Raw genomic sequence first — 24140 nt, 5'->3', positions numbered from 1 at the left:
CGATTTTTTTAGTGCGCAAGAGGGCTAAATTATCACTGAAGATGATTAATTTAATTACTAAACCATCAGATCGTGCTTTTTTTAGTCACCGCTCGCCGTTGATTGATTCCTGCGTAAAATTTGTCTCGCCGTCACGTTGCGAGTAGACTTCGTGCCCTTGTCAAAAACTGGAGATTTAACTATGAGCGAAACGGCATCCTGGCAGCCGAGCGCATCCATTCCTAACTTATTAAAGCGCGCGGCGATTATGACGGAGATCCGTCGTTTTTTTGCCGATCGTGGAGTGCTGGAGGTGGAGACGCCTTGTATGAGCCAGGCGACGGTAACCGATATTCATCTGGTCCCGTTTGAGACACGTTTCGTTGGCCCCGGGCATTCGCAGGGGATGAATCTCTGGTTAATGACCAGTCCGGAATACCATATGAAACGCCTGCTGGTTGCCGGTTGTGGACCGGTATTCCAGCTGTGCCGCAGCTTCCGTAATGAAGAGATGGGGCGTTATCACAACCCTGAGTTCACGATGCTTGAGTGGTATCGACCGCACTATGATATGTACCGGTTGATGAACGAGGTGGACGATCTCTTGCAACAGGTGCTGGACTGCCCGGCAGCAGAAAGCCTTTCTTATCAACAAGCTTTCTTGCGTTATCTGGAAATTGACCCGCTCTCTGCCGACAAAACGCAACTGCGGGAAGTGGCGGCGAAACTGGATTTGAGCAACGTTGCAGATACCGAAGAAGACCGCGACACGCTGCTACAACTGCTGTTTACCTTTGGCGTAGAGCCAAATATTGGCAAAGAAAAACCGACCTTTGTGTACCACTTTCCAGCCAGCCAGGCATCACTGGCGCAAATCAGTACCGAAGATCATCGGGTCGCTGAACGCTTTGAGGTTTATTATAAAGGCATTGAGCTGGCGAATGGTTTCCATGAATTGACGGATGCCCGTGAGCAGCAACAACGCTTTGAACAAGATAACCGTAAGCGCGCGGCGCGTGGTTTGCCGCAGCACCCCATTGACGAGAATCTGATTGAAGCCTTGAAAGTCGGTATGCCTGACTGTTCTGGCGTGGCGTTAGGTGTTGATCGTTTGGTGATGTTGGCGCTGGGCGCGGAGACACTGGCTGACGTCATCGCCTTTAGCGTTGACCGGGCATAATTCTGGAAAATTACTGATTTAACAGCGGGGAATGGTGTGATAAACGCCATTCTGTAGCATATTTTTTCATTTTTACGCTAAAGCCCACAATTTAAGACTGGATATTTGATATCATCCAGGTATCAATTCTGTATTGGTTTTTACGCTGCCCGCTCAATGTTGGGTAGTGCGTTCAGTGGGCGCGTTTTATACACGCGCTGAAATGAAGGATGGTTTCATGCCTCACAAGATAAAAAAGATGAGTCTGATAGGACTCATATTGATGATCTTTACTTCCGTATTTGGATTTGCCAATAGCCCATCGGCTTATTACTTAATGGGTTATAGTGCGATTCCCTTTTATATATTTTCTGCATTGTTATTCTTTATTCCATTCGCCTTAATGATGGCTGAAATGGGCGCTGCGTATCGCAAAGAAGAAGGCGGTATCTATTCCTGGATGAATAATAGTGTCGGACCACGTTTTGCCTTCATTGGCACGTTTATGTGGTTTTCCTCTTATATCATCTGGATGGTGAGCACCTCCGCTAAAGTTTGGGTACCATTCTCAACATTCCTCTATGGTAGCGACATGACCCAGCACTGGCGTGTTGCCGGACTGGAGCCTACGCAGGTGGTTGGTCTGCTGGCAGTGGCATGGATGATTCTGGTCACCGTTGTTGCTTCAAAGGGGATTAATAAAATTGCCCGCATTACTGCGGTGGGCGGTATTGCAGTAATGTGCCTGAATTTAGTATTACTGTTAGTAAGCATTACTATTTTGTTATTAAATGGTGGGCATTTCGCGCAGGATATTAATTTCCTGGCATCACCGAACCCAGGTTATCAGTCCGGTCTGGCAATGCTATCGTTTGTGGTATTTGCCATTTTTGCCTATGGCGGAATTGAAGCGGTTGGTGGTCTGGTCGATAAAACAGAAAATCCAGAAAAGAACTTTGCCAAAGGTATTGTTTTTGCCGCTATTGTTATTTCAATCGGCTATTCGCTGGCAATATTTTTATGGGGTGTCAGTACAAACTGGCAGCAGGTTTTAAGTAATAGTTCCGTTAACCTCGGCAATATTACCTATGTGCTGATGAAGAGCCTCGGGATGACGCTGGGTAACGCACTGCATTTGTCACCTGAAGCATCATTGTCGCTGGGCGTATGGTTTGCGCGTATTACCGGACTGTCGATGTTCCTCGCCTATACCGGCGCGTTCTTTACGCTTTGCTATTCACCGTTGAAAGCCATCATCCAGGGGACGCCGAAAGCGTTGTGGCCGGAACCGATGACGCGCCTGAATGCGATGGGCATGCCGTCTGTCGCCATGTGGATGCAGTGCGGGTTGGTTACTGTTTTCATCCTGCTGGTTTCGTTTGGTGGCGGTACTGCATCGGCGTTCTTTAACAAGCTGACGCTGATGGCGAACGTGTCTATGACGCTTCCTTATCTGTTCCTCGCGCTGGCTTTCCCGTTCTTTAAAGCACGTCAGGATCTCGACAGACCATTTGTGATTTTCAAAACGCATATGTCGGCAATGATTGCGACGGTGGTTGTCGTACTGGTGGTGACATTTGCGAACGTCTTCACCATCATTCAGCCTGTGGTTGAAGCCGGAGACTGGGACAGCACATTGTGGATGATTGGCGGCCCTGTCTTCTTCTCGCTGTTAGCGATGGCGATTTACCAGAACTATTGCAGTCGCATGGCGAACAAACCTGAACTCGCTCTCGACTGATCATATGAAATCCTGCAACTCATCGTCTCTCCGGCGATGAGTTGTCTGGAAAGGAAGACGTTATGGATGATACTCTCCGGGGCCGGTGATAACTGAAGATGATGTTAAGTTGCTAAATTAGCCACGTTGGCATCATCCGGTAGCTTCACGCATTACAAACTTCCCGTCTGACGACCTTTGCCCGCAGAAGTTAATGTTCTCCCCGTTTGCTTACCGTTGAGGCTTTCCAGACGCATCTGGAAGGGCGGGAATGGCATATCGATACCGTGGGCGTGGAAGCCCGCCAGAATCAGCTGGTGGATCTCATGGCGTAGCGGCATACGGTGACCCATTTCGGCGGCGTAAATACGCAGCTCGAAAATCTGAATCCCCTGTTGCAGATCCACCAGGAAGACTTCCGGCGCTGGGTTATCGATCACCAGCGAGCAGCGACGTGCTGCGGTGAGCAGGATTTCCGTCACTTCTTCACTGTTAGCATCGGCAGGGGCCGGAATTGTCAACACCACGCGCGTGACTGAGTCAGAGAGTGACCAGTTGATAAACTGCTCGGTAATAAACGCCTTGTTCGGCACGATAATCTCTTTACGGTCCCAGTCGCTGATGGTGGTGGCACGGGTGTTAATTTTCGTTACGCTACCGGTAAGATCGCGGATCGTTACCGTATCGCCAATGCGAATCGGTTTTTCGAACAGGATGATCAGACCAGAGATAAAGTTGGCGAAAATTTCCTGCAAACCAAAACCGAGACCAACACCGAGCGCGGCGACCAGCCACTGCAATTTCGACCACTCAATACCAATCATCGAGAAGCCGACCAGCCCGCCAATCAGCATCAGCAGGTATTTGGTGATGGTGGTGATGGCGTAACCCGTACCCGGCGTTAAATCGAGGTGTTGCAAAATCGCCAGTTCCAGCAGGGCGGGCAGGTTGCGCACCAGCTGCGTGGTGATGATAAACACCAGAATGGCAATCAGCACCGCGCCGAGGGTAATCGGCTCCAGGCTTTCTACGCCCTGTACCGTGGAGGTGACATCCCACAGCGAAATATTTTCGAGGAAGCCGAAAGCGGAATGAATTTCTGACCACAGCACAATGACCGAAAGCAGGGCGATCAGCATCAGGATTGAGCGCACCAGCCGCAAGGATTGCGCACTGATGGCATCGAGATCGACTTCGCTTTCATCGACTTCAATTGTCCCTTCGGGGCTACTGTGATGATGCGTTTCCTCTTCGCCACGCGCACGTTGCGCTAACATCTCTGCCCGGCGATGCTTCGCCCGGTCAAACGCCAGCCTGCGGCGTTGGATCAGCATCCAGCGGCGTATAACGTGATAAACCACCAGTAGCAGGAACCAGATGGCAACCGAGGTTTCAAGCCTCGCTAACAGTGCCTGTGCCGTTGCCAGGTAACCGACTGCCGCTGCCAGAATGGCAACCAGTGGTGCGCCAATCATCATGTTCCACAGCATATGGTTAGTAATGTTGTCGCCGCTGCCCTCTTTGTTGAGATACAGCGGGATCCCGGCCTTTTTCAGGCTGAGGGTGACCACCGCCAGCGCACCACAAATGAGAATAAAACAAAGCCGTCCCAGCGAACCGGAAAACTCGCGGTCGTTGAGATTATCGAACATCATCAGCGCCATAATCAGCGGCACAATAAGCCCGATGCTCATCAGGTAGTAGCGCATCCCACGGGAAACACGTTCGCGCGGCCAGCCAAAATGAGCGATAAACAAGCCGTTCGGGCGGGCAAAGGTGGCGCAAATCATCACTACCCACAGCAGCGGCACGGTGGCTGTTACGCCATCACCTATTGCGACCGCCAGCGGATAAGGCCACGCCTCGCGCAAGCCGTAACCCAGCGTCATCCATAGCACCGGTAGCGGTGACGCGACGAGAATCGACCAGAAAAGGGTACGCAACGTCAGCCAGAAGTGATCCTGAGTCACTTTGCCGACTTTCGCCGCCGAACGTTCAAGAAAACGGGTGAAATAGCGGCGCGAGTAAATACTGCAACCGACCAGAATCAGCGCGCCAAATAGCGGCAAAATCGTCTCTTTGCTGGTCAGCATCATCACGCTGGCTTTGCCCAACTGGCTGAAGGTGTCCAGCGAGATAAGGCGGCGCAGATCCTGGGCGATTTCCAGCGGCCAGGCGATGGTCATTGGGCGCACGTCTGAGGTCCAGAACAGATAGCGGTGCGTCGCTTCGTTCACTTCTTTCAGCGCATCTTCCAGTTGCCCGTTGGAGACTTTCAGCTTGGTCAGCTCCAGCAGTAGCGTGTCGCCACCCTGCAACAATGAGTTCAGCAACTCACGCTGAGTGCGTAGCTGTGCTTCCAGAATACTGTTTTGCTCGGCGGTCAGCGGCTGACCGTCGGCCTGATGGATTTGCCGTAGCAGCGGCTGTTTATTAAGCAGATCCTCATAACGTAACCGTTGCACACGTAACTGCGCCATTTCGGTATCAAGCTGTTGTGGTTTCGGCATTTCCGGTAGCCGTGCCACCTGCGCACGCAACGCTTCACCGAGCAGGTTTGACGACCCCAACCATTGCGACTGTTCACGCAGTGTATTCAACGCCTGCCAGACCTGTAACGTCTGGCTGGCAGCCTGACGCTGTTGCGAGGCAACGAGATCCATCCGCTGTGCCTGTTGATTGAGCGCCGCCGACAGTTCGCGGTTAATTTTGAATTGCGCGACGATGTCTTTCGGCAAATCGGCACTGTTTTCTGCCAGCAATTCGGTACTTTCCAGCGCCCGCTCTGCCTCAAGCTGACGTTGGCTGTTCAACTGATTACGTAAGGCCTGCAAATATGCATCCAGCTGCTGGCTCTCTTTTTCTGCCAGCTCAGAGCGCAAGCGCGCTAATTCCTGACGGTTATTGGCAGACAGCTGCGCCAGTTCCAGTTCATCGACGAGTGCTTTCAGACGTGCGGAGTCAGAGTGCAATGCGAAATTTTGTGCCTGATTAAGCGGGGTATTGCCGGTAAGCGTTCCCAGGCGGCGCTCGATTTCATTTAACTGACGGCGGGCATCGGTTTGCTGTTGCGGCAGTTGATTCAGTGAATCGGCAATCTCACGGGCGCGTTCCTGCTCTTGCTGGGCCTGACGGCTTTTATCCAGCAACTGCCTGCTGACCTGGAGAATTTCCTGATTCAGCGCGTCGGTAGACATTCCCGGTAACACGCTGCGCGGCTCGTCACGCATGTTGTTTAACTGCGCGCGCAGAGTAGTGGAGAGTTTCGGGTAATTATCAATGACTTCTTGATATTGCTTGATGCGCTCAAGGGAACCTTTTCGTTCCTCAAGCGCATTTAAGGCAGACTGGAGCGCCTCTACGACTTCCGGCTGCGCGGGTTTCGCCGCTTTTGCCTGCTCCAGTTCCTGGGTGATTTGTTTGCTATCGGGGGCCGTCGCGGCGTACGTCCCCCAACTGAGGCACCAGGCCATCAGAAAAGTGATAATCAGGCGCACGTCAGCGTTTCCTTTGATGGATTAGACCTGGTCTTTTTTGTCGTCAACCAATGGGCTGGCGTCGTGTTCTGCCTGGATCTCTTCAGCAGAAAGTGGGGCAGGTTCAGCGTCTGGCGTAACAAAAGTTTCGGTAGATACTGCCAGCGGCTGGCCAATTTTCGTGACAGACAGACTTTCCAGTTGCTCAACCAGATTCACTTTACCCGGTGCAAACAGGTTGATAACGGTGGAACCGAGTTTAAAGCGACCCATTTCCTGGCCTTTCAGCAGCGCCACAGAACCATCGTTTTCCCCGGAAGGCCAGGTCCAGCGCTTGATGATGCCTTCGCGCGGCGGCGTAATGGTGCCCGCCCAGACCGTCTCAATGCTGCCAACAATCGTCGCTCCGACCAGAATCTGCGCCATTGGGCCAAATTCGGTATCGAACAGGCAGATCACGCGTTCATTACGGGCAAACAGATTCGGTACGTTCTGAGCGGTGAGATGGTTAACGGAGAAGAGATCGCCCGGCACGTAGATCATCTCACGCAGAATTCCATTGCACGGCATGTGTACGCGGTGGTAGTCACGCGGGGAGAGGTAAGTGGTCACAAACATACCGTTGCGGAAGAGATCCGCCATCAAGTAATTACCTGCCAGCAGGGCTTCGAGGCTGTAGTTGTGGCCTTTGGCTTGCAGGATTTTATCTTCTTCGATTTTACCTAACTGGCTGATAACGCCATCGGCAGGCATGACCAGTACATTCGGATCGGTATCGATTGGGCGTACTTCGTCACGCAGCGGACGGACAAAGAATTCGTTAAAGGTGCGGTAACTGGCGGTGTCTGGCTTCTGCGCCTCTTTCATATCGACCTTGTAGTATTTAACGAACAGATCGATAACCAGTTTTGTCAGCCATCCTGCCCGCTTGCTTGCGCCCCAACCCGCCAGGCGAGTAAGCCATAGTTTCGGCAGAATGTACTGTAGCGAAAGTTTAAATGAATTTAACAAGGTAGCCTCCAGGCCATTGTTTTGTCGTTCCTGATCCGGCCTACATGCCGGATCCTGAAAAAAAGGGGACGATTCTAACGACGGTTAGCTTAATTGTCAGTCATCCGTATCAGAAAAGTTTTTACGCGTTTTTACCTGCGCCATGCTTTCCAGAATACGGTGATAGTTTTCGAAACGGGTTTCCGCGATTTTCCCCTCATCAACCGCTTCCCGGATAGCGCAGCCCGGATCGGTATCGTGTTTGCAATCGCGATATTTACACAGACCTAAATAGTCATGGAATTCGACAAAACCCTGAGTAATTTGTTCCGGCTCCAGGTGCCAGAGGCCGAACTCACGCACGCCAGGGGAGTCAATCACATCACCGCCGTGCGGGAAGTGATACAGTCGTGCGGCGGTAGTGGTGTGCTGGCCGAGACCCGAGTTGTCAGAGACATCGTTGGTCAGGATCTCTTTTTGCAGCCCCAGCAACGCGTTCAGCAGGCTGGATTTACCAACGCCAGATTGCCCGGCAAAAATGCTGATGCGCCCGGTCAACGCCTCTTCCAGCGGTTTAAGTCCATTCTGAGTATGACTGGAAACCATCAATACGCGATAACCGATATTGCGGTAGATATCCATCTGCTCGTTGACGAACGCCATGCCTTCGTCGTCCAGCAGGTCAATCTTGTTGAGCACAATAATCGGCTCAATCTGCAAGGTTTCGCAGGCTACCAGGTAACGGTCGATAATATTGAGTGACAGTTCCGGCAAAATGGCAGAGACAATGACAATCTGGTCGATGTTGGCAGCAATAGGTTTCACGCCGTCGTAGAAATCCGGGCGCGTTAACACTGAGGTACGCTCATGCACTGCTTCCACAATTCCTTTGACATTTACGCCTTCTGCCGCCGGTTTACCTGGACGCCAGACTACACGATCGCCGGTCACCAGCGAACGGATGGTACGGCGAATATTGCAGCGGTGAACGTCGCCACCGGCAGATTCCACATCAGCGTGCATACCAAAACGGCTGATGACGATACCTTCATCAGGCTCGCCAAACAAATTGTCGTCGTAGTCGGGCTTCTCCTTAGACGTTTTAAGACGACGCTGGTGATTGGCGTTCACGCGGCGCTGCTGGCCTTTGGAGAGTTTATTTTTACTCAATCGTACAGACTCCTGGTCGCCCCTGATGGGCAAAACATCTATGATACACGCAATTGTGGATCAATATAGTCACTGTGAATGGGTGGAAAATAGCATGAGTGCCAATGAAAACAACCTGATTTGGATCGATCTTGAAATGACCGGTCTGGATCCCGAGCGCGATCGCATTATTGAGATTGCCACGCTGGTGACCGATGCCAACCTGAATATTCTGGCAGAAGGGCCGACCATTGCAGTACATCAGTCCGATGAACAGTTGGCGCTGATGGATGACTGGAACGTGCGCACCCATACCGCCAGCGGGCTGGTGGAGCGTGTGAAAGCGAGTACGATAGGCGATCGTGAAGCTGAACTGGCGACGCTCGAATTTTTAAAACAGTGGGTGCCTGCGGGAAAATCGCCGATTTGCGGTAACAGCATCGGTCAGGATCGTCGTTTCCTGTTTAAATACATGCCGGAGCTGGAAGCCTACTTCCACTACCGTTATCTCGATGTCAGCACCCTGAAAGAGTTGGCGCGCCGCTGGAAGCCGGAAATTCTCAACGGTTTTACCAAACAGGGGACGCATCAGGCGATGGATGATATCCGCGAGTCGGTGGCAGAACTGGCTTACTACCGCGAGCATTTTATCAGGCTGTAATACGAAATCGGGGCGTGGTGATTACGCCCCGGCAAATGATTACTGTGTAAACCACTTCTCCTGCATTTGCGCGTATTCAGGTGAGGCTTTGACCTTATCAAGTGCCGCGTTGATTTCTGTCAGCAACGCATCATTGCCTTTGCGTACCGCGATACCTAAACCTTTGCCGTAATACTCCGGATCTTTTGCCCGTTCGTCCATGATGGCGTAATCCGGGTTGTTTTTAAGCCATTTGCCAATGGCTGCAACATCACCAAAAACACCATCCAGTCGGTTGCTTTTCAGATCGGTAAATGCATTCAGATAACTGTCATAGGCGACAGCAGTAATCTCTTTTTGTTTATCTTGCAGATATCGCTGATGAGTGGTGCCATTTTCCAGACCGATTTTTTTGCCTTTCAGTTCGGCGAAACTGTTGTAAGCCCCTTTGCGAGTGACAACCACAGCAGATAGCCCTTCATAGTAGGGTTGGCTGAAAGAAACCTGTTGTTCTCGTTTCGCTGTCATATCCATCCCCGCGATGACGGCATCAAACTTTTTGAAGCGTAATCCGGGGATAAGGCTGTCAAAGCTCTGATTCGTAAACTGACACTCTGCCTGCATCTCTTTGCAAACGGCTTTGGCAACATCAATATCGAATCCTACGATTTGATTGTCTGCGTCAACAAATTCATACGGAGCATAGGTTGCAGAAGTGCCAAAATGCAGTGTTTTGGTGTTTGCGGCAGTAGCTTGAAAGGAGAGCCCTGCGAGGAGCATGACAAGTAATTTTTGTTTCATCTGATTCCCTGATTTCCATGTTGTGTTGTGGACTGCCTAAGGCTGTGTGCTACGCTTTTATCAGCCTGGGGCAACAGACAGATTCTGTCCTTTTAGGCAGAGAGTGAAAAGTTTTTTGTTAAGCTGTTCGTTTTTTGCTAGATTTGTCGAATAAATCAGCGCTTAAACAATTTTTGCGAAAAAATTCGTTTGGAGGGTTGCAGAGGGAAAGATTTCTCGTATAATGCGCCTCCCGTAACGACGCAGAATTGCGAAAATTACGAAAGCAAAATTAAGTAGTACGCGGGAATAGCTCAGTTGGTAGAGCACGACCTTGCCAAGGTCGGGGTCGCGAGTTCGAGTCTCGTTTCCCGCTCCAAAATTTGAAAAGTGCTGCAAAGCACAGACCACCCAATCGCAGTATTTCGAATTGCGACAAGGCGGCAACTGAACGAATCCTTGGGAGCTTACAAAAGTAAGTGACTAAGGTGAGTGAAGGCAGCCAAGGCAGTAGCGGTTCGAAAGACGAAGATTAAGCGGGAATAGCTCAGTTGGTAGAGCACGACCTTGCCAAGGTCGGGGTCGCGAGTTCGAGTCTCGTTTCCCGCTCCAAAATTTGAAAGTGCTGTAAAGCACAGACCACCCAAGCGGGAATAGCTCAGTTGGTAGAGCACGACCTTGCCAAGGTCGGGGTCGCGAGTTCGAGTCTCGTTTCCCGCTCCAAATTCTTCTCTCAATAAAATATCCACAGCGACGCGATGCGTGATTGCTGGTTTTTGTCGTCTCTGACAAACTCTTGTAAACAGAGTTATCCACAACCTCAGGCCGTAATCTTAATTTTAAAGAAACTTCGCACGGTGAATAGTATTTTTTTAACTTATTGATATATAGGTTTAAAATTAAGATTTCATTTTGTCGAGTCGATCACTTGACGATTTTATTCGTCTTGAATTGCAATGCGTTTTTATTTTTATTCACAAGCTGTGGATGAATCAGGCGTCACGCGGTAATCCCTTTTCAATCACCCGAACCAGACGCTGTTTTTTCGGTAATTGCACTTCGACCACGCACGCATTTCGTCTCTCGATTTGCTGCGCAATCGCCCACGTTATGTGCTCATCAAGAAGTGGGTGCTCACCTTTACGACTTTCCAGCGCCGCCAGAATCGTTTCATCCCAGGGGGCATTGCCTAATGCTACGGCGATATTACGCAGCCAACGCAGGTGACCTATACGGCGAATTGCCGATCCTTCCGTGACTTTTAAAAACGTCTCTTCGCTCCAGGCAAATAACTCAATAAGTTCTGGTGCGTGTAGCGGCTTACGCGGGCTGAAATCGTCTTCTGTTGTGAGTTGCGAATAGCGATTCCATGGGCAGATAAGCTGGCAGTCATCGCAACCGTAAATACGGTTTCCCATTAACGGTCGCAGCTCTTCCGGGATCGTCCCTTCCAGTTCAATGGTGAGATAAGAGATACAGCGGCGAGCATCGACGGTATATGGCTCGACGATGGCGCCGGTCGGGCAAATCGTCATACAGGCCACGCATTTACCGCATCCTTCCTCGACCGGTTGATCCACGGGCAGAGGAATATCGACCAGCAACTCGCCTAAAAAGAAGAACGAACCGGCCTCGCGATTGAGGATAAGTGAGTGCTTACCTGTCCAGCCAAGTCCTGCTTTTTCAGCTAACGGGCGCTCGAGAATAGGCGCAGAATCGACAAACGGTCTAAAATTCAGCGAAACACAATATTGCTGAATCAGCTCGCCCAGCTTTTTGAGTCGGTTGCGCAGAAGTTTGTGATAGTCACGGCCCAGCGCATAACGGCTAACATAGCCGAGTTTGGGGTTTTTCAGCGTGCTGGCAAATGCGGCGTTGGCAGGAAGGTAATTCATCCGCACGCTGATCACGCGCAGCGTACCGGGCAATAACTCGTGGGGGCGAGCACGCAGCATACCGTGACGCGCCATCCAGTCCATTTCGCCGTGGTATTGTTTGTCCAGCCATGCTTGCAGTTTGGGCTCGGACTCGCTGAGATCGGTATCGGTAATACCTACTTGCTGAAAGCCCAGTTCCAGCCCCCACTGTTTAATTTTTTGTGCTAACTGATTGAGATCGAGGGGCTCTGACATGACGGACCATACAATGAAGAAAAACCCCGTAAGTATACCACACACCGTCTGGCACGCCGACGATATCCACCGCGGAGAACGTGAGGCGGCAGATGCGCTGGGGCTAACGCTCTATGAGCTGATGCTTCGCGCTGGCGAAGCCGCATTCCAGGTGTGTCGTTCGGCTTATCCTGACGCCCGCCGCTGGCTGGTGCTGTGCGGTCATGGTAATAACGGTGGCGATGGCTACGTGGTTGCACGGCTGGCCAAAGCCGTCGGCATTGAGGTCACGCTGCTGGCCCTGGAAAGTGACAAATCATTGCCGGAAGAGGCCGCGCTGGCACGCGAAGCATGGTTAAATGCAGGAGGCGAGCTTCATGCTTCGAATATTGTCTGGCCCGAGTCGGTCGATCTGATTGTTGATGCGCTGCTCGGCACCGGCTTGCAGCAAGCACCTCGCGAATCTATTAGCCAGTTAATCGACCACGCTAATTCCCATCCTGCGCCGATTGTGGCGGTTGATATCCCTTCCGGCCTGCTGGCAGAAACTGGCGCTACGCCAGGCGCGGTAATCAACGCCAATCACACTATCACCTTTATTGCGCTAAAACCTGGCTTGCTCACTGGGAAAGCGCGGGATGTGACCGGACAACTGCATTTTGACTCGCTGGGGCTGGATAGTTGGTTGGCAGGTCAGGAGACGAAAATTCAGCGGTTTTCTACAGAACAACTTTCTCACTGGCTGAAACCGCGTCGCCCGACTTCGCATAAAGGCGATCACGGGCGTCTGGTGATTATCGGTGGCGATCACGGCACGGCGGGGGCTATTCGTATGACGGGGGAAGCAGCGCTACGAACGGGCGCTGGTTTAGTCAGAGTACTGACCCGCAGTGAAAATATTGCGCCGCTGCTGACTGCACGACCGGAATTGATGGTGCATGAACTGACTATGGACTCTCTTACCGAAAGCCTGGGATGGGCCGATGTGGTGGTGATTGGCCCAGGTCTGGGGCAGCAAGAGTGGGGGATAAAAGCCCTGCAAAAAGTTGAGAATTTTCGCAAACCGATGTTGTGGGATGCCGATGCATTGAACCTGCTGGCAATCAATCCCGATAAGCGTCACAATCGCGTGATCACGCCGCATCCTGGCGAGGCCGCGAGGTTGTTAGGCTGTTCCGTCGCTGAAATTGAAAGTGACCGCTTACATTGCGCCCAACGTCTGGTACAACGTTATGGCGGTGTAGCGGTGCTGAAAGGTGCCGGAACCGTGGTCGCCGCGCATCCTGACGCTTTAGGCATTATTGACGCCGGAAATGCAGGCATGGCCAGCGGCGGCATGGGCGATGTGCTCTCTGGTATTATTGGCGCATTGCTTGGGCAAAAACTGTCGCCATATGATGCAGCGTGCGCTGGCTGTGTCGCACACGGTGCGGCAGCTGATGTTCTGGCGGCGCGTTTTGGAACGCGCGGAATGCTGGCAACCGATCTCTTTTCCACGTTACAGCGTATTGTTAACCCGGAAGTGACTGATAAAAACCATGATGAATCGAGTAATTCCGCTCCCTGATGAGCAGGCAACATTAGACCTGGGCGAGCGGGTAGCGAAAGCCTGCGATGGTGCTACTGTAATCTATCTATATGGCGATTTAGGCGCAGGTAAAACCACCTTTAGCCGGGGCTTTTTACAGGCTCTGGGTCATCAGGGTAATGTCAAAAGCCCCACGTATACGCTGGTCGAACCCTATACGCTCGACAACTTAATGGTGTATCACTTTGATTTGTACCGCCTTGCCGATCCCGAGGAGCTGGAGTTTATGGGGATCCGCGATTATTTTGCCAACGATGCCATCTGCCTGGTGGAGTGGCCACAACAAGGTACAGGTGTTCTTCCTGACCCGGATGTCGAAATACACATTGATTATCAGGCACAAGGCCGTGAGGCGCACGTGAGTGCAGTTTCCTCTGCGGGTGAATTGTTGCTGGCGCGTTTAGCCGGTTAACCTTTGAAAGGTGACGGGATGATGTATCGCATCAGAAATTGGTTGGTTGCGACGTTGGTGCTGCTGTGCGCGCAGGCTGGCGCTGCGACGCTCTCTGATATTCAGGTTTCTAACGGTAATCAACAGGCGCGGATAACGTTGAGTTTTATTGGCGATCCTGATTATGCGTTTAGCCATCAAAGCAAACGCACTGTAGCGCTGGATATTAAACAAACGGGCGTGATTCAGGGGCTGCCGTTGTTGTTCAGCGGTAATAATCTGGTGAAGGCGATTCGCTCTGGAGCGCCTGAAGATGCGCAAACGTTGCGACTGGTGGTCGATCTTACCGAAAACGGTAAAACCGAAGCGATAAAGCGGCAGAATGGCAATAATTACACCGTCGTCTTTACGATTAATGCCGATGCGCCTCCTCCACCGCCAGTGGTTGCAAAACGCGTTGAGGCACCGCCAGTGGTTGCCCCGCGTGTCAGTGAACCGGCGCGCAATCCGTTTAAAACAGAAAGCAACCGTACCACGGGCGTTATCAACAGCAATACGGTAACGCGTCCGGCAGCGCGCGTGACGGCTAACACTGGCGATAAAATTGTCATCGCTATTGATGCCGGACACGGCGGTCAGGACCCTGGCGCTATCGGCCCTGGCGGTACGCGGGAGAAAAATGTCACCATCGCCATCGCGCGTAAATTGCGTACTTTGCTCAATGACGATCCGATGTTTAAAGGTGTTTTAACTCGTGACGGGGATTACTTTATTTCGGTGATGGGGCGCAGTGATGTGGCTCGTAAGCAAAACGCCAATTTCCTCGTGTCGATTCACGCTGATGCCGCACCGAACCGCAGTGCGACTGGCGCTTCCGTATGGGTGCTCTCTAACCGTCGCGCCAACAGCGAAATGGCCAACTGGCTGGAGCAGCACGAGAAACAGTCGGAGCTGCTGGGTGGAGCGGGCGATGTGCTGGCGAACAGTCAGGCCGATCCCTATTTAAGCCAGGCGGTGCTGGATTTACAGTTCGGTCATTCCCAGCGGGTAGGGTATGATGTGGCGACCAGTATGATCAGCCAGTTGCAACGCATTGGCGAAATACATAAACGTCGACCAGAACACGCCAGCCTTGGCGTTCTGCGTTCGCCGGATATTCCCTCAGTACTGGTCGAAACCGGTTTTATCAGCAACAACAGCGAAGAACGTTTGCTGGCGAGCGACGATTACCAACAACAGCTGGCAGAAGCCATTTACAAAGGCTTGCGCAATTATTTCCTTGCGCATCCGATGCAATCTGCGCCACAGGGGGCATCGGCACAAACGGCCAGCACGGTGACGACGCCAGATCGTACGCTGCCAAATTAAGGATTATTGATGCCAATTCAGGTCTTACCGCCACAACTGGCGAACCAGATTGCCGCAGGTGAGGTGGTCGAGCGACCTGCGTCGGTAGTCAAAGAACTGGTGGAAAACAGCCTCGATGCAGGCGCGACGCGTATCGATATTGATATCGAACGTGGTGGGGCGAAACTTATCCGCATTCGTGATAACGGCTGCGGTATCAAAAAAGATGAGCTGGCGCTGGCGCTGGCTCGTCATGCCACCAGTAAAATTGCCTCTCTGGACGATCTCGAAGCGATTATCAGCCTGGGTTTTCGTGGAGAGGCGCTGGCGAGTATCAGTTCGGTTTCCCGCCTGACGCTCACTTCACGCACCGCAGAACAGCAGGAAGCCTGGCAGGCTTATGCCGAAGGCCGCGATATGGACGTGACGGTAAAACCGGCGGCGCATCCGGTGGGAACGACGCTGGAGGTGTTAGATTTGTTCTACAACACCCCGGCGCGGCGCAAATTTCTGCGTACCGAGAAAACCGAATTTAACCATATCGATGAAATCATCCGTCGCATCGCGCTGGCGCGTTTCGATGTCACTATCAACCTGTCGCATAACGGTAAAATCGTACGCCAGTACCGCGCAGTGCCGGAAGGCGGGCAAAAGGAACGGCGCTTAGGCGCGATTTGCGGCACCGCTTTTCTCGAACATGCGCTGGCGATTGAATGGCAGCATGGCGATCTCACGCTGCGCGGCTGGGTGGCAGATCCAAATCACACCACGCCCGCACTGGCAGAAATTCAGTATTGCTACGTGAATGGTCGCATGATGCGCGATCGCCTGATCAATCACGCGATCCGCCAGGCCTGCGAAGACAAACTGGGGGCCGATCAGCAACCGGCGTTTGTGCTGTATCTGGAGATCGACCCGCATCAGGTGGACGTCAACGTGCATCCCGCCAAACACGAAGTGCGTTTCCATCAGTCGCGTCTGGTGCATGACTTTATCTATCAGGGCGTGCTGAGCGTGCTACAACAGCAACTGGAAACGCCGCTATCGCTGGATGATGAGCCACAACCCGCACCGCGCACCATCCCGGAAAACCGCGTGGCAGCTGGGCGTAATCATTTTGCGGAACCGGTAGTTCGTGAACCGGTAACTCCACGCTACTCTCCTGCGCCCGCCTCAGGCAGTCGTCCGGCTACCCTCTGGCCGAATGCGCAGCCAGGCTACCAGAAACAGCAAGGTGAGGTTTATCGCCAGCTTTTGCAAACGCCTGCGCCGATGCAAAAACCAAAAGCGCCAGAGTCGCAGGAGCCAGCGCTTGCGGCGAACAGTCAGAGTTTTGGTCGGGTACTGACTATCGTCCATTCCAACTGTGCGTTGCTGGAGCGCGACGGCAACATTTCACTTTTAGCCTTGCCAGTGGCAGAACGTTGGCTGCGTCAGGCGCAACTGACGCCGGGTGAAGTGCCAGTTTGCGCCCAGCCGTTGCTTATTCCTTTGCGGCTAAAAGTTTCTGGTGAAGAAAAATCGGCATTAGAAAAATCTCAGTCTGCTCTGACAGAATTGGGTATTGAATTTCAGTCCGATGCGCAGCATGTGACCATCAGGGCCGTGCCTTTACCCTTACGCCAACAAAATTTACAAATCTTGATTCCTGAACTGATAGGCTACCTGGCGAAGCAGTCCGTATTCGAACCTGGCAATATTGCGCAGTGGATTGCACGAAATCTGATGAGCGAACATGCGCAGTGGTCGATGGCTCAGGCCATTACCCTGCTGGCAGACGTAGAACGGTTATGTCCACAACTTGTGAAAACGCCGCCGGGTGGTCTGTTACAATCTGTTGATTTACATCCGGCAATGAAAGCCCTGAAAGATGAGTGATATCAGTAAGGTGAGCCTGCCTAAGGCGATTTTTTTGATGGGGCCGACGGCCTCCGGTAAAACGGCGTTAGCCATTGAGCTGCGTAAAATTTTACCAGTGGAGTTGATAAGCGTTGATTCTGCCCTTATTTACAAAGGGATGGATATCGGGACGGCGAAGCCGAACGCTGAAGAGTTACTCGTCGCGCCGCACCGATTGCTGGATATTCGCGATCCGTCGCAGGCTTACTCGGCTGCTGATTTTCGCCGCGATGCGCTGGTGGAAATGGCCGATATCACCGCGGCGGGACGGATCCCACTGTTAGTGGGCGGTACGATGTTGTATTTCAAGGCATTGCTGGAAGGGTTGTCGCCGCTACCGTCGGCAGATCCCGAAGTGCGGGCCAGAATTGAGCAACAGGCGGCAGAGCAAGGTTGGGAGTCATTGCATCGTCAACTTCAGGAGATCGATCCGGTTGCGGCAGCAAGGATTCATCCAAATGATCCACAAAGGCTTTCCCGGGCACTGGAAGTTTTTTTCATTTCGGGTAAAACTTTAACGGAACTGACGCAAACGTCAGGAGACGCTCTACCGTATCAGGTGCATCAGTTCGCCATCGCCCCGGCGAGCCGTGAACTGCTCCATCAACGAATTGAGCAGCGTTTTCATCAGATGTTGGCTTCAGGTTTTGAAGCAGAAGTCCGGGCGCTTTTTGCCCGAGGAGATTTGCATACGGATTTGCCTTCCATTCGTTGCGTGGGTTATCGCCAGATGTGGTCTTACCTTGAAGGCGAAATCTCATACGATGAAATGGTTTATCGAGGTGTTTGCGCCACGAGACAGTTGGCGAAGCGGCAGATAACCTGGTTGCGTGGTTGGGAAGGGGTTCACTGGCTTGACAGTGAAAAACCAGAACAGGCGCGTGACGAGGTATTACAGGTTGTTGGTGCTATCGCAGGCTGAATGTGTACAATTGAGACGTATCGTGCGCAATTTTTCAGAATCGAAAGGTTCAAAGTACAAATAAGCATATAAGGAAAAGAGAGAATGGCTAAGGGGCAATCTTTACAAGATCCGTTCCTGAACGCACTGCGTCGGGAACGTGTTCCAGTTTCTATTTATTTGGTGAATGGTATTAAGCTGCAAGGGCAAATCGAGTCTTTTGATCAGTTCGTGATCCTGTTGAAAAACACGGTCAGCCAGATGGTTTACAAGCACGCGATTTCTACTGTTGTCCCGTCTCGCCCGGTTTCTCATCACAGTAACAACGTCGGTGGCGGTACCAGCAGTAACTACCATCATGGTAGCAGCGCGCAGAATACTTCCGCGCAACAGGACAGCGAAGAAACCGAATAAGGTTTCGGGCTGTTTTTTTACACGGGGAGCCAGCGATCCTGCGTTCCCCGCTGATCTATTTAGAGGGTTATACGCTTGTTTGACCGTTATGATGCTGGTGAGCAGGCGGTACTGGTACACATCTATTTTACGCAAGACAAAGATATGGAAGACCTCCAGGAGTTTGAATCTCTGGTCTCTTCCGCCGGTGTCGAAGCATTGCAGGTGATTACCGGTAGCCGTAAAGCGCCGCACCCAAAGTATTTTGTAGGTGAAGGTAAAGCAGTTGAAATTGCGGAAGCTGTCAAAGCGACGGGTGCTTCGGTCGTTCTTTTTGACCATGCCCTGAGCCCGGCGCAAGAGCGTAACCTGGAGCGTTTGTGCGAGTGTCGTGTTATCGACCGCACCGGCCTTATTTTAGATATTTTCGCCCAACGTGCGCGTACCCATGAGGGTAAGTTGCAGGTTGAGCTGGCGCAGCTGCGTCATCTGGCTACGCGCCTGGTGCGTGGCTGGACCCACCTTGAAAGACAGAAAGGCGGGATAGGTTTGCGTGGTCCGGGGGAAACCCAGCTCGAAACCGACCGTCGTTTGTTGCGTAATCGCATTGTGCAGATACAGTCGCGCCTGGAAAGAGTTGAAAAGCAGCGTGAGCAGGGGCGGCAATCGCGTATCAAAGCCGACGTTCCTACTGTTTCGCTGGTGGGATATACCAACGCCGGTAAATCTACCCTTTTCAATCGCATCACTGAAGCGCGGGTCTACGCGGCAGACCAGTTGTTTGCCACCCTCGACCCGACGTTGCGGCGTATTGACGTCTCGGATGTCGGTGAAACCGTGCTGGCAGATACCGTAGGGTTTATTCGCCATCTGCCGCACGATCTGGTGGCTGCATTTAAAGCCACGTTACAAGAGACGCGGCAAGCTACATTACTGCTGCACGTCATTGATGCGGCAGATGTGCGTGTACAAGAAAACATCGAAGCGGTGAATACGGTTCTTGAAGAGATCGATGCTCACGAGATCCCAACTCTGCTGGTGATGAACAAGATCGATATGCTGGAAGATTTCGAACCACGTATTGATCGAGATGAAGAGAACAAACCGATCCGTGTCTGGCTTTCCGCGCAGACCGGAGCGGGGATACCACAGCTTTTTCAGGCTTTGACGGAGCGGCTTTCCGGCGAGGTGGCGCAGCATACATTGCGTCTGCCACCGCAGGAAGGGCGTCTGAGAAGTCGTTTTTATCAGCTTCAGGCAATAGAAAAAGAGTGGATGGAGGAGGACGGCAGCGTAAGTCTGCAGGTTCGTATGCCGATCGTTGACTGGCGTCGCCTCTGTAAACAAGAACCGGCGTTGATCGATTACCTGATCTAACGGCGTAGCGTCTGAAGCGTGGAGTCATATCCTCTGGCGTCGAAAGACAACAGGGATCACCGCATAACAAATATGGAGCACAAACATGGCGTGGAATCAGCCCGGTAATAACGGACAAGACCGCGACCCGTGGGGAAGCAGCAAACCTGGCGGCAACTCTGAGGGAAATGGAAACAAAGGCGGTCGCGATCAAGGGCCACCTGATTTAGATGATATCTTCCGCAAACTGAGCAAAAAACTCGGCGGTCTGGGCGGCGGTAAAGGCACCGGATCTGGCGGTGGCAGTTCATCGCAAGGCCCGCGCCCGCAGCTTGGCGGTCGTGTCGTTACCATCGCAGCGGCAGCGGTTGTTATTATCTGGGCGGCCAGCGGTTTCTATACCATAAAAGAAGCCGAACGCGGCGTGGTAACACGCTTTGGTAAATTCAGCCATCTGGTTGAGCCGGGTCTGAACTGGAAACCGACATTTATCGACGAAGTCAAACCGGTGAACGTAGAAGCTGTGCGTGAACTGGCAGCTTCCGGTGTGATGCTGACCTCAGACGAAAACGTGGTGCGCGTTGAGATGAACGTGCAGTACCGCGTCACCAATCCGGAAAAATATCTGTATAGCGTGACCAGCCCGGATGACAGCCTGCGTCAGGCTACCGACAGCGCCCTGCGTGGGGTTATCGGTAAATACACCATGGACCGCATTCTGACGGAAGGTCGTACCGTGATTCGTAGCGATACTCAGCGCGAACTGGAAGAGACGATTCGTCCTTATGACATGGGTATCACTCTGCTGGACGTCAACTTCCAGGCCGCTCGTCCACCGGAAGAAGTAAAAGCGGCGTTTGACGATGCGATTGCCGCGCGTGAAAACGAACAGCAATACATTCGTGAAGCAGAAGCGTATACCAACGAAGTTCAGCCGCGTGCGAACGGTCAGGCGCAACGTATCCTCGAAGAAGCGCGTGCGTACAAAGCCCAAACCATCCTGGAAGCTCAGGGTGAAGTGGCGCGCTTTGCTAAACTTCTGCCGGAATATAAAGCCGCGCCAGAAATTACTCGCGAGCGTCTGTATATCGAGACGATGGAAAAAGTGTTGGGCAACACCCGCAAAGTGCTGGTTAACGATAAAGGTGGCAACCTGATGGTTCTGCCGTTAGACCAGATGCTGAAAGGTGGTAACGCGCCTGCGGCGAAGAGTGACAACGGTGCCAGCAATCTGCTGCGTCTGCCGCCAGCCTCTTCCTCCACAGCCAGTGGAGCAAGCAACACGTCGTCCACCAGTCAGGGCGATATTATGGACCAACGCCGCGCCAACGCGCAGCGTAACAACTACCAGCGTCAGGGGGAATAACGATGCGTAAGTCAGTTATCGCGATTATCATCATCGTGCTGGTAGTGCTTTACATGTCTGTCTTTGTCGTCAAAGAAGGTGAGCGCGGTATTACGCTGCGTTTTGGTAAGGTACTGCGTGACGATGACAACAAACCTCTGGTCTATGAGCCGGGTCTGCATTTCAAGATACCGTTCATTGAAACGGTGAAAATGCTCGACGCACGTATTCAGACCATGGACAACCAGGCCGACCGCTTTGTGACCAAAGAGAAAAAAGACCTGATCGTTGACTCTTATATCAAATGGCGCATCAGCGATTTCAGCCGTTACTACCTGGCAACGGGTGGTGGTGACATTTCGCAAGCGGAAGTGCTGTTGAAACGTAAGTTTTCTGACCGTCTGCGTTCTGAAATTGGTCGCCTGGACGTGAAAGACATCGTTACCGATTCCCGTGGTCGTCTGACTCTGGAAGTGCGTGACGCGCTGAACTCCGGTTCTGCGGGTACAGAAGATGAAGTTACTACTCCGGCAGCAGATAACGCCATTGCCGAAGCGGCAGAGCGCGTAACGGCTGAGATGAAGGGCAAAGTACCGGTCATCAACCCGAACAGTATGGCGGCGCTGGGTATTGAAGTTGTCGATGTGCGTATTAAGCAGATCAACCTGCCGACCGAAGTGTCTGAAGCGATCTACAACCGTATGCGCGCCGAGCGTGAAGCGGTAGCGCGTCGTCACCGTTCTCAAGGTCAGGAAGAAGCAGAAAAACTGCGCGCGACTGCTGACTATGAAGTGACCAGAACGCTGGCAGAAGCTGAGCGTCAGGGCCGTATCATGCGCGGTGAAGGTGATGCCGAAGCTGCCAGACTGTTTGCTGATGCATTCAGTAAAGATCCGGATTTCTACGCATTCATCCGTAGCCTGCGTGCTTATGAGAACAGCTTCTCTGGCAATCAGGACGTGATGGTCATGAGCCCGGACAGCGATTTCTTCCGCTACATGAAGACGCCGACTTCCGCAACGCGTTAATATAACGACCGCGGTACAGGTCAATAAAGCCACCGCATCCTCAGGGATGTCGGTGGTTTTCTTTTTCTATAAGGATAATGAATGAATTCGACAATCTGGCTGGCGCTCGCCCTGGTTTTGGTGCTGGAAGGTTTAGGGCCGATGCTTTACCCGAAGGCATGGAAGAAGATGATCTCTGCGATGACCAATTTGCCCGATAATATTTTACGTCGTTTTGGCGGTGGACTTGTGGTTGCGGGCGTTGTGGTCTACTACATGTTGAGGAAAACGATTGGTTGAATAAAAAACAGACTGATCGAGGTCATTTTTGAGTGCAAAAAGTGCTGTAACTCTGAAAAAGCGATGGTAGAATCCATTTTTAAGCAAACGGTGATTTTGAAAAATGGGTAACAACGTCGTCGTACTGGGCACCCAATGGGGTGACGAAGGTAAAGGTAAGATCGTCGATCTTCTGACTGAACGGGCTAAATATGTTGTACGCTACCAGGGCGGTCACAACGCAGGCCATACTCTCGTAATCAACGGTGAAAAAACCGTTCTCCATCTTATTCCATCAGGTATTCTTCGCGAGAATGTAACCAGCATCATCGGTAACGGTGTTGTGCTGTCTCCGACTGCGCTGATGAAAGAGATGAAAGAACTGGAAGACCGTGGCATCCCCGTTCGTGAGCGTCTGCTGCTGTCTGAAGCATGTCCGCTGATCCTTGATTATCACGTTGCGCTGGATAACGCGCGTGAGAAAGCGCGTGGTGCTAAAGCGATCGGCACCACCGGTCGTGGTATCGGGCCTGCTTATGAAGACAAAGTAGCACGTCGTGGTCTGCGTGTTGGCGACCTTTTCGACAAAGAAACCTTCGCTGAAAAACTGAAAGAAGTGATGGAATATCACAACTTCCAGTTGGTTAACTACTACAAAGTTGAAGCGGTTGATTACCAGAAAGTTCTGGATGATACGATGGCTGTTGCCGACATCCTGACTTCTATGGTGGTTGACGTTTCTGACCTGCTCGACCAGGCGCGTCAGCGTGGCGATTTCGTCATGTTCGAAGGTGCGCAGGGGACGCTGCTGGATATCGACCACGGTACTTATCCGTACGTAACCTCTTCCAACACCACTGCTGGTGGCGTGGCGACTGGTTCCGGCCTGGGCCCGCGTTATGTTGATTACGTTCTGGGTATCCTCAAAGCTTACTCCACTCGTGTAGGTGCAGGTCCGTTCCCGACCGAACTGTTTGATGAAACTGGCGAGTTCCTCTGCAAGCAGGGTAACGAATTCGGCGCAACTACAGGTCGTCGTCGTCGTACCGGCTGGCTGGACACCGTTGCCGTTCGTCGTGCGGTTCAGCTGAACTCCCTGTCTGGCTTCTGCCTGACCAAACTGGACGTTCTGGATGGCCTGAAAGAGGTGAAACTCTGCGTGGCTTACCGTATGCCGGATGGTCGCGAAGTGACCACCACTCCGCTGGCAGCTGACGGCTGGAAAGGTGTAGAGCCGATTTACGAAACCATGCCGGGCTGGTCTGAATCCACCTTCGGTGTGAAAGATCGTAGCGGCCTGCCGCAGGCGGCGCTGAACTACATCAAGCGTATTGAAGAGCTGACCGGTGTGCCGATCGATATCATCTCTACCGGTCCGGATCGCACCGAAACGATAATTCTGCGCGACCCGTTCGACGCATAATTGATGATTGTATCGACAGATTCCTTGAAAAAGTCGGAATCAATTTCCGTAATTTAGAAAATGCCCCGTAAACCCTCGCCCAATCGGGCGGGGATATAAGGGGAGCTAATCAGGGGTTTTCTGCGCCGCTACATAAGCCTTCAATGTTTCGATTGTTGCGCCGCCAGCGCTACAGGCGAAATAGGAGCGTGACCAGAGCACCCCGCT

Annotated in this window: 21 protein-coding genes and 3 tRNA genes; 18 read left to right on the top strand and 6 right to left on the bottom strand. The window is 52.3% G+C overall.

Features of this window, described 5'->3' with window-relative positions:
- Positions 1 to 181: 181 nt before the first annotated feature.
- Together epmA and yjeM are read left to right on the top strand one after the other, a co-directional pair.
- Positions 182 to 1159 carry an elongation factor P--(R)-beta-lysine ligase gene (epmA, locus tag A7090_RS12145; RefSeq protein WP_105274215.1) on the top strand — a complete coding sequence of 326 codons (978 nt, stop codon included), beginning with the start codon at positions 182 to 184 and terminating at the stop codon, positions 1157 to 1159.
- 217 nt (positions 1160 to 1376) lie between these two features.
- Positions 1377 to 2879 (top strand): glutamate/gamma-aminobutyrate family transporter YjeM, encoded by a 1503-nt coding sequence (gene yjeM / locus A7090_RS12140; RefSeq protein ID WP_105274214.1) that lies wholly within the window; start codon positions 1377 to 1379, stop codon positions 2877 to 2879.
- A 152-nt stretch (positions 2880 to 3031) separates the two neighbouring features.
- On the opposite strand, the gene mscM is transcribed toward yjeM, so the two are convergent.
- From mscM to rsgA, 3 genes are all read right to left on the bottom strand, one after another.
- On the bottom strand, positions 3032 to 6355 hold the full coding sequence (gene mscM, locus A7090_RS12135; protein WP_105274213.1) for a miniconductance mechanosensitive channel MscM: 3324 nt from the start codon (positions 6353 to 6355) through the stop codon (positions 3032 to 3034).
- A gap of 21 nt (positions 6356 to 6376) precedes the next feature.
- Positions 6377 to 7345 carry an archaetidylserine decarboxylase gene (asd, locus tag A7090_RS12130; RefSeq protein ID WP_105274212.1) on the bottom strand — a complete coding sequence of 323 codons (969 nt, stop codon included), beginning with the start codon at positions 7343 to 7345 and terminating at the stop codon, positions 6377 to 6379.
- Positions 7346 to 7441: 96 nt separating this feature from the next.
- Positions 7442 to 8494: a small ribosomal subunit biogenesis GTPase RsgA gene (gene rsgA / locus A7090_RS12125; RefSeq protein WP_105274211.1), complete on the bottom strand. Its 1053-nt coding sequence runs from the start codon at positions 8492 to 8494 to the stop codon at positions 7442 to 7444.
- Positions 8495 to 8588: 94 nt separating this feature from the next.
- On the opposite strand from rsgA, the gene orn reads away from it, so the two are divergent.
- On the top strand, positions 8589 to 9134 hold the full coding sequence (gene orn, locus A7090_RS12120; RefSeq protein ID WP_105274210.1) for an oligoribonuclease: 546 nt from the start codon (positions 8589 to 8591) through the stop codon (positions 9132 to 9134).
- Between the two features lie 39 nt (positions 9135 to 9173).
- On the opposite strand, the gene A7090_RS12115 is transcribed toward orn, so the two are convergent.
- Entirely contained in the window at positions 9174 to 9914 is a 741-nt protein-coding gene (locus A7090_RS12115; RefSeq protein ID WP_105274209.1) for an arginine ABC transporter substrate-binding protein, read from the bottom strand.
- A 282-nt stretch (positions 9915 to 10196) separates the two neighbouring features.
- Between A7090_RS12115 and A7090_RS12110 the strand changes: the two genes are divergently transcribed.
- From A7090_RS12110 to A7090_RS12095, 4 genes are all read left to right on the top strand, one after another.
- Positions 10197 to 10272: transfer RNA gene (locus tag A7090_RS12110), tRNA-Gly, on the top strand.
- A 157-nt stretch (positions 10273 to 10429) separates the two neighbouring features.
- Positions 10430 to 10505, top strand: a tRNA-Gly gene (locus tag A7090_RS12105).
- Between the two features lie 35 nt (positions 10506 to 10540).
- Positions 10541 to 10616: transfer RNA gene (locus tag A7090_RS12100), tRNA-Gly, on the top strand.
- Between the two features lie 233 nt (positions 10617 to 10849).
- Positions 10850 to 10903, top strand: a complete 54-nt coding sequence (locus tag A7090_RS12095) for a hypothetical protein (protein WP_010723271.1) — start codon at positions 10850 to 10852, stop codon at positions 10901 to 10903.
- On the opposite strand, the gene queG is transcribed toward A7090_RS12095, so the two are convergent.
- Positions 10886 to 12025, bottom strand: a complete 1140-nt coding sequence (gene queG / locus A7090_RS12090) for a tRNA epoxyqueuosine(34) reductase QueG (protein WP_105274208.1) — start codon at positions 12023 to 12025, stop codon at positions 10886 to 10888. The genes A7090_RS12095 and queG overlap by 18 nt on opposite strands.
- On the opposite strand from queG, the gene nnr reads away from it, so the two are divergent.
- The 11 genes from nnr to purA all read left to right on the top strand — a co-directional run bounded on the left by nnr (position 12024) and on the right by purA (position 23933).
- Positions 12024 to 13571, top strand: a complete 1548-nt coding sequence (gene nnr / locus A7090_RS12085; protein ID WP_105274207.1) for a bifunctional ADP-dependent NAD(P)H-hydrate dehydratase/NAD(P)H-hydrate epimerase — start codon at positions 12024 to 12026, stop codon at positions 13569 to 13571. The genes queG and nnr overlap by 2 nt on opposite strands.
- Positions 13543 to 14004 (top strand): tRNA (adenosine(37)-N6)-threonylcarbamoyltransferase complex ATPase subunit type 1 TsaE, encoded by a 462-nt coding sequence (gene tsaE / locus A7090_RS12080; protein WP_000981976.1) that lies wholly within the window; start codon positions 13543 to 13545, stop codon positions 14002 to 14004. The genes nnr and tsaE overlap by 29 nt, the downstream gene beginning before the upstream one ends.
- 18 nt (positions 14005 to 14022) lie before the next feature.
- Positions 14023 to 15351 (top strand): N-acetylmuramoyl-L-alanine amidase AmiB, encoded by a 1329-nt coding sequence (amiB, locus tag A7090_RS12075; protein WP_105274206.1) that lies wholly within the window; start codon positions 14023 to 14025, stop codon positions 15349 to 15351.
- Positions 15352 to 15360: 9 nt separating this feature from the next.
- Entirely contained in the window at positions 15361 to 17208 is a 1848-nt protein-coding gene (gene mutL, locus A7090_RS12070) for a DNA mismatch repair endonuclease MutL (protein ID WP_105274205.1), read from the top strand.
- Positions 17201 to 18151, top strand: a complete 951-nt coding sequence (gene miaA / locus A7090_RS12065) for a tRNA (adenosine(37)-N6)-dimethylallyltransferase MiaA (protein WP_105274204.1) — start codon at positions 17201 to 17203, stop codon at positions 18149 to 18151. The genes mutL and miaA overlap by 8 nt, the downstream gene beginning before the upstream one ends.
- 84 nt (positions 18152 to 18235) lie before the next feature.
- Positions 18236 to 18544, top strand: coding sequence for an RNA chaperone Hfq (gene hfq / locus A7090_RS12060; RefSeq protein WP_104769001.1), 309 nt, complete (start codon positions 18236 to 18238; stop codon positions 18542 to 18544).
- A gap of 75 nt (positions 18545 to 18619) precedes the next feature.
- Positions 18620 to 19900, top strand: a complete 1281-nt coding sequence (hflX, locus tag A7090_RS12055; protein WP_105274203.1) for a ribosome rescue GTPase HflX — start codon at positions 18620 to 18622, stop codon at positions 19898 to 19900.
- 85 nt (positions 19901 to 19985) lie between these two features.
- Positions 19986 to 21245: an FtsH protease activity modulator HflK gene (gene hflK, locus A7090_RS12050; RefSeq protein WP_105274202.1), complete on the top strand. Its 1260-nt coding sequence runs from the start codon at positions 19986 to 19988 to the stop codon at positions 21243 to 21245.
- Between the two features lie 2 nt (positions 21246 to 21247).
- Positions 21248 to 22252, top strand: coding sequence for a protease modulator HflC (gene hflC / locus A7090_RS12045; RefSeq protein ID WP_105274201.1), 1005 nt, complete (start codon positions 21248 to 21250; stop codon positions 22250 to 22252).
- 81 nt (positions 22253 to 22333) lie between these two features.
- Positions 22334 to 22531 carry a DUF2065 domain-containing protein gene (locus A7090_RS12040; protein ID WP_001089295.1) on the top strand — a complete coding sequence of 66 codons (198 nt, stop codon included), beginning with the start codon at positions 22334 to 22336 and terminating at the stop codon, positions 22529 to 22531.
- Between the two features lie 103 nt (positions 22532 to 22634).
- The gene (gene purA / locus A7090_RS12035; RefSeq protein WP_105274200.1) at positions 22635 to 23933 is read left to right on the top strand and encodes an adenylosuccinate synthase; all 1299 of its coding nucleotides are present in this window, start codon (positions 22635 to 22637) and stop codon (positions 23931 to 23933) included.
- A gap of 105 nt (positions 23934 to 24038) precedes the next feature.
- Here the strand turns inward: purA and A7090_RS12030 are convergent.
- Positions 24039 to 24140 (bottom strand): transposase (locus A7090_RS12030; RefSeq protein ID WP_198599583.1); only part of this gene is annotated, 102 nt, incomplete at its 5' end.

Origin of the sequence: Escherichia sp. MOD1-EC7003 (assembly GCF_002965065.1) — a bacterium.
In the GTDB taxonomy this organism is placed as follows: domain Bacteria; phylum Pseudomonadota; class Gammaproteobacteria; order Enterobacterales; family Enterobacteriaceae; genus Escherichia.
Note: the sequence above shows the minus strand (reverse complement) of the source record. Positions and strands in the feature narration are given on the sequence as shown.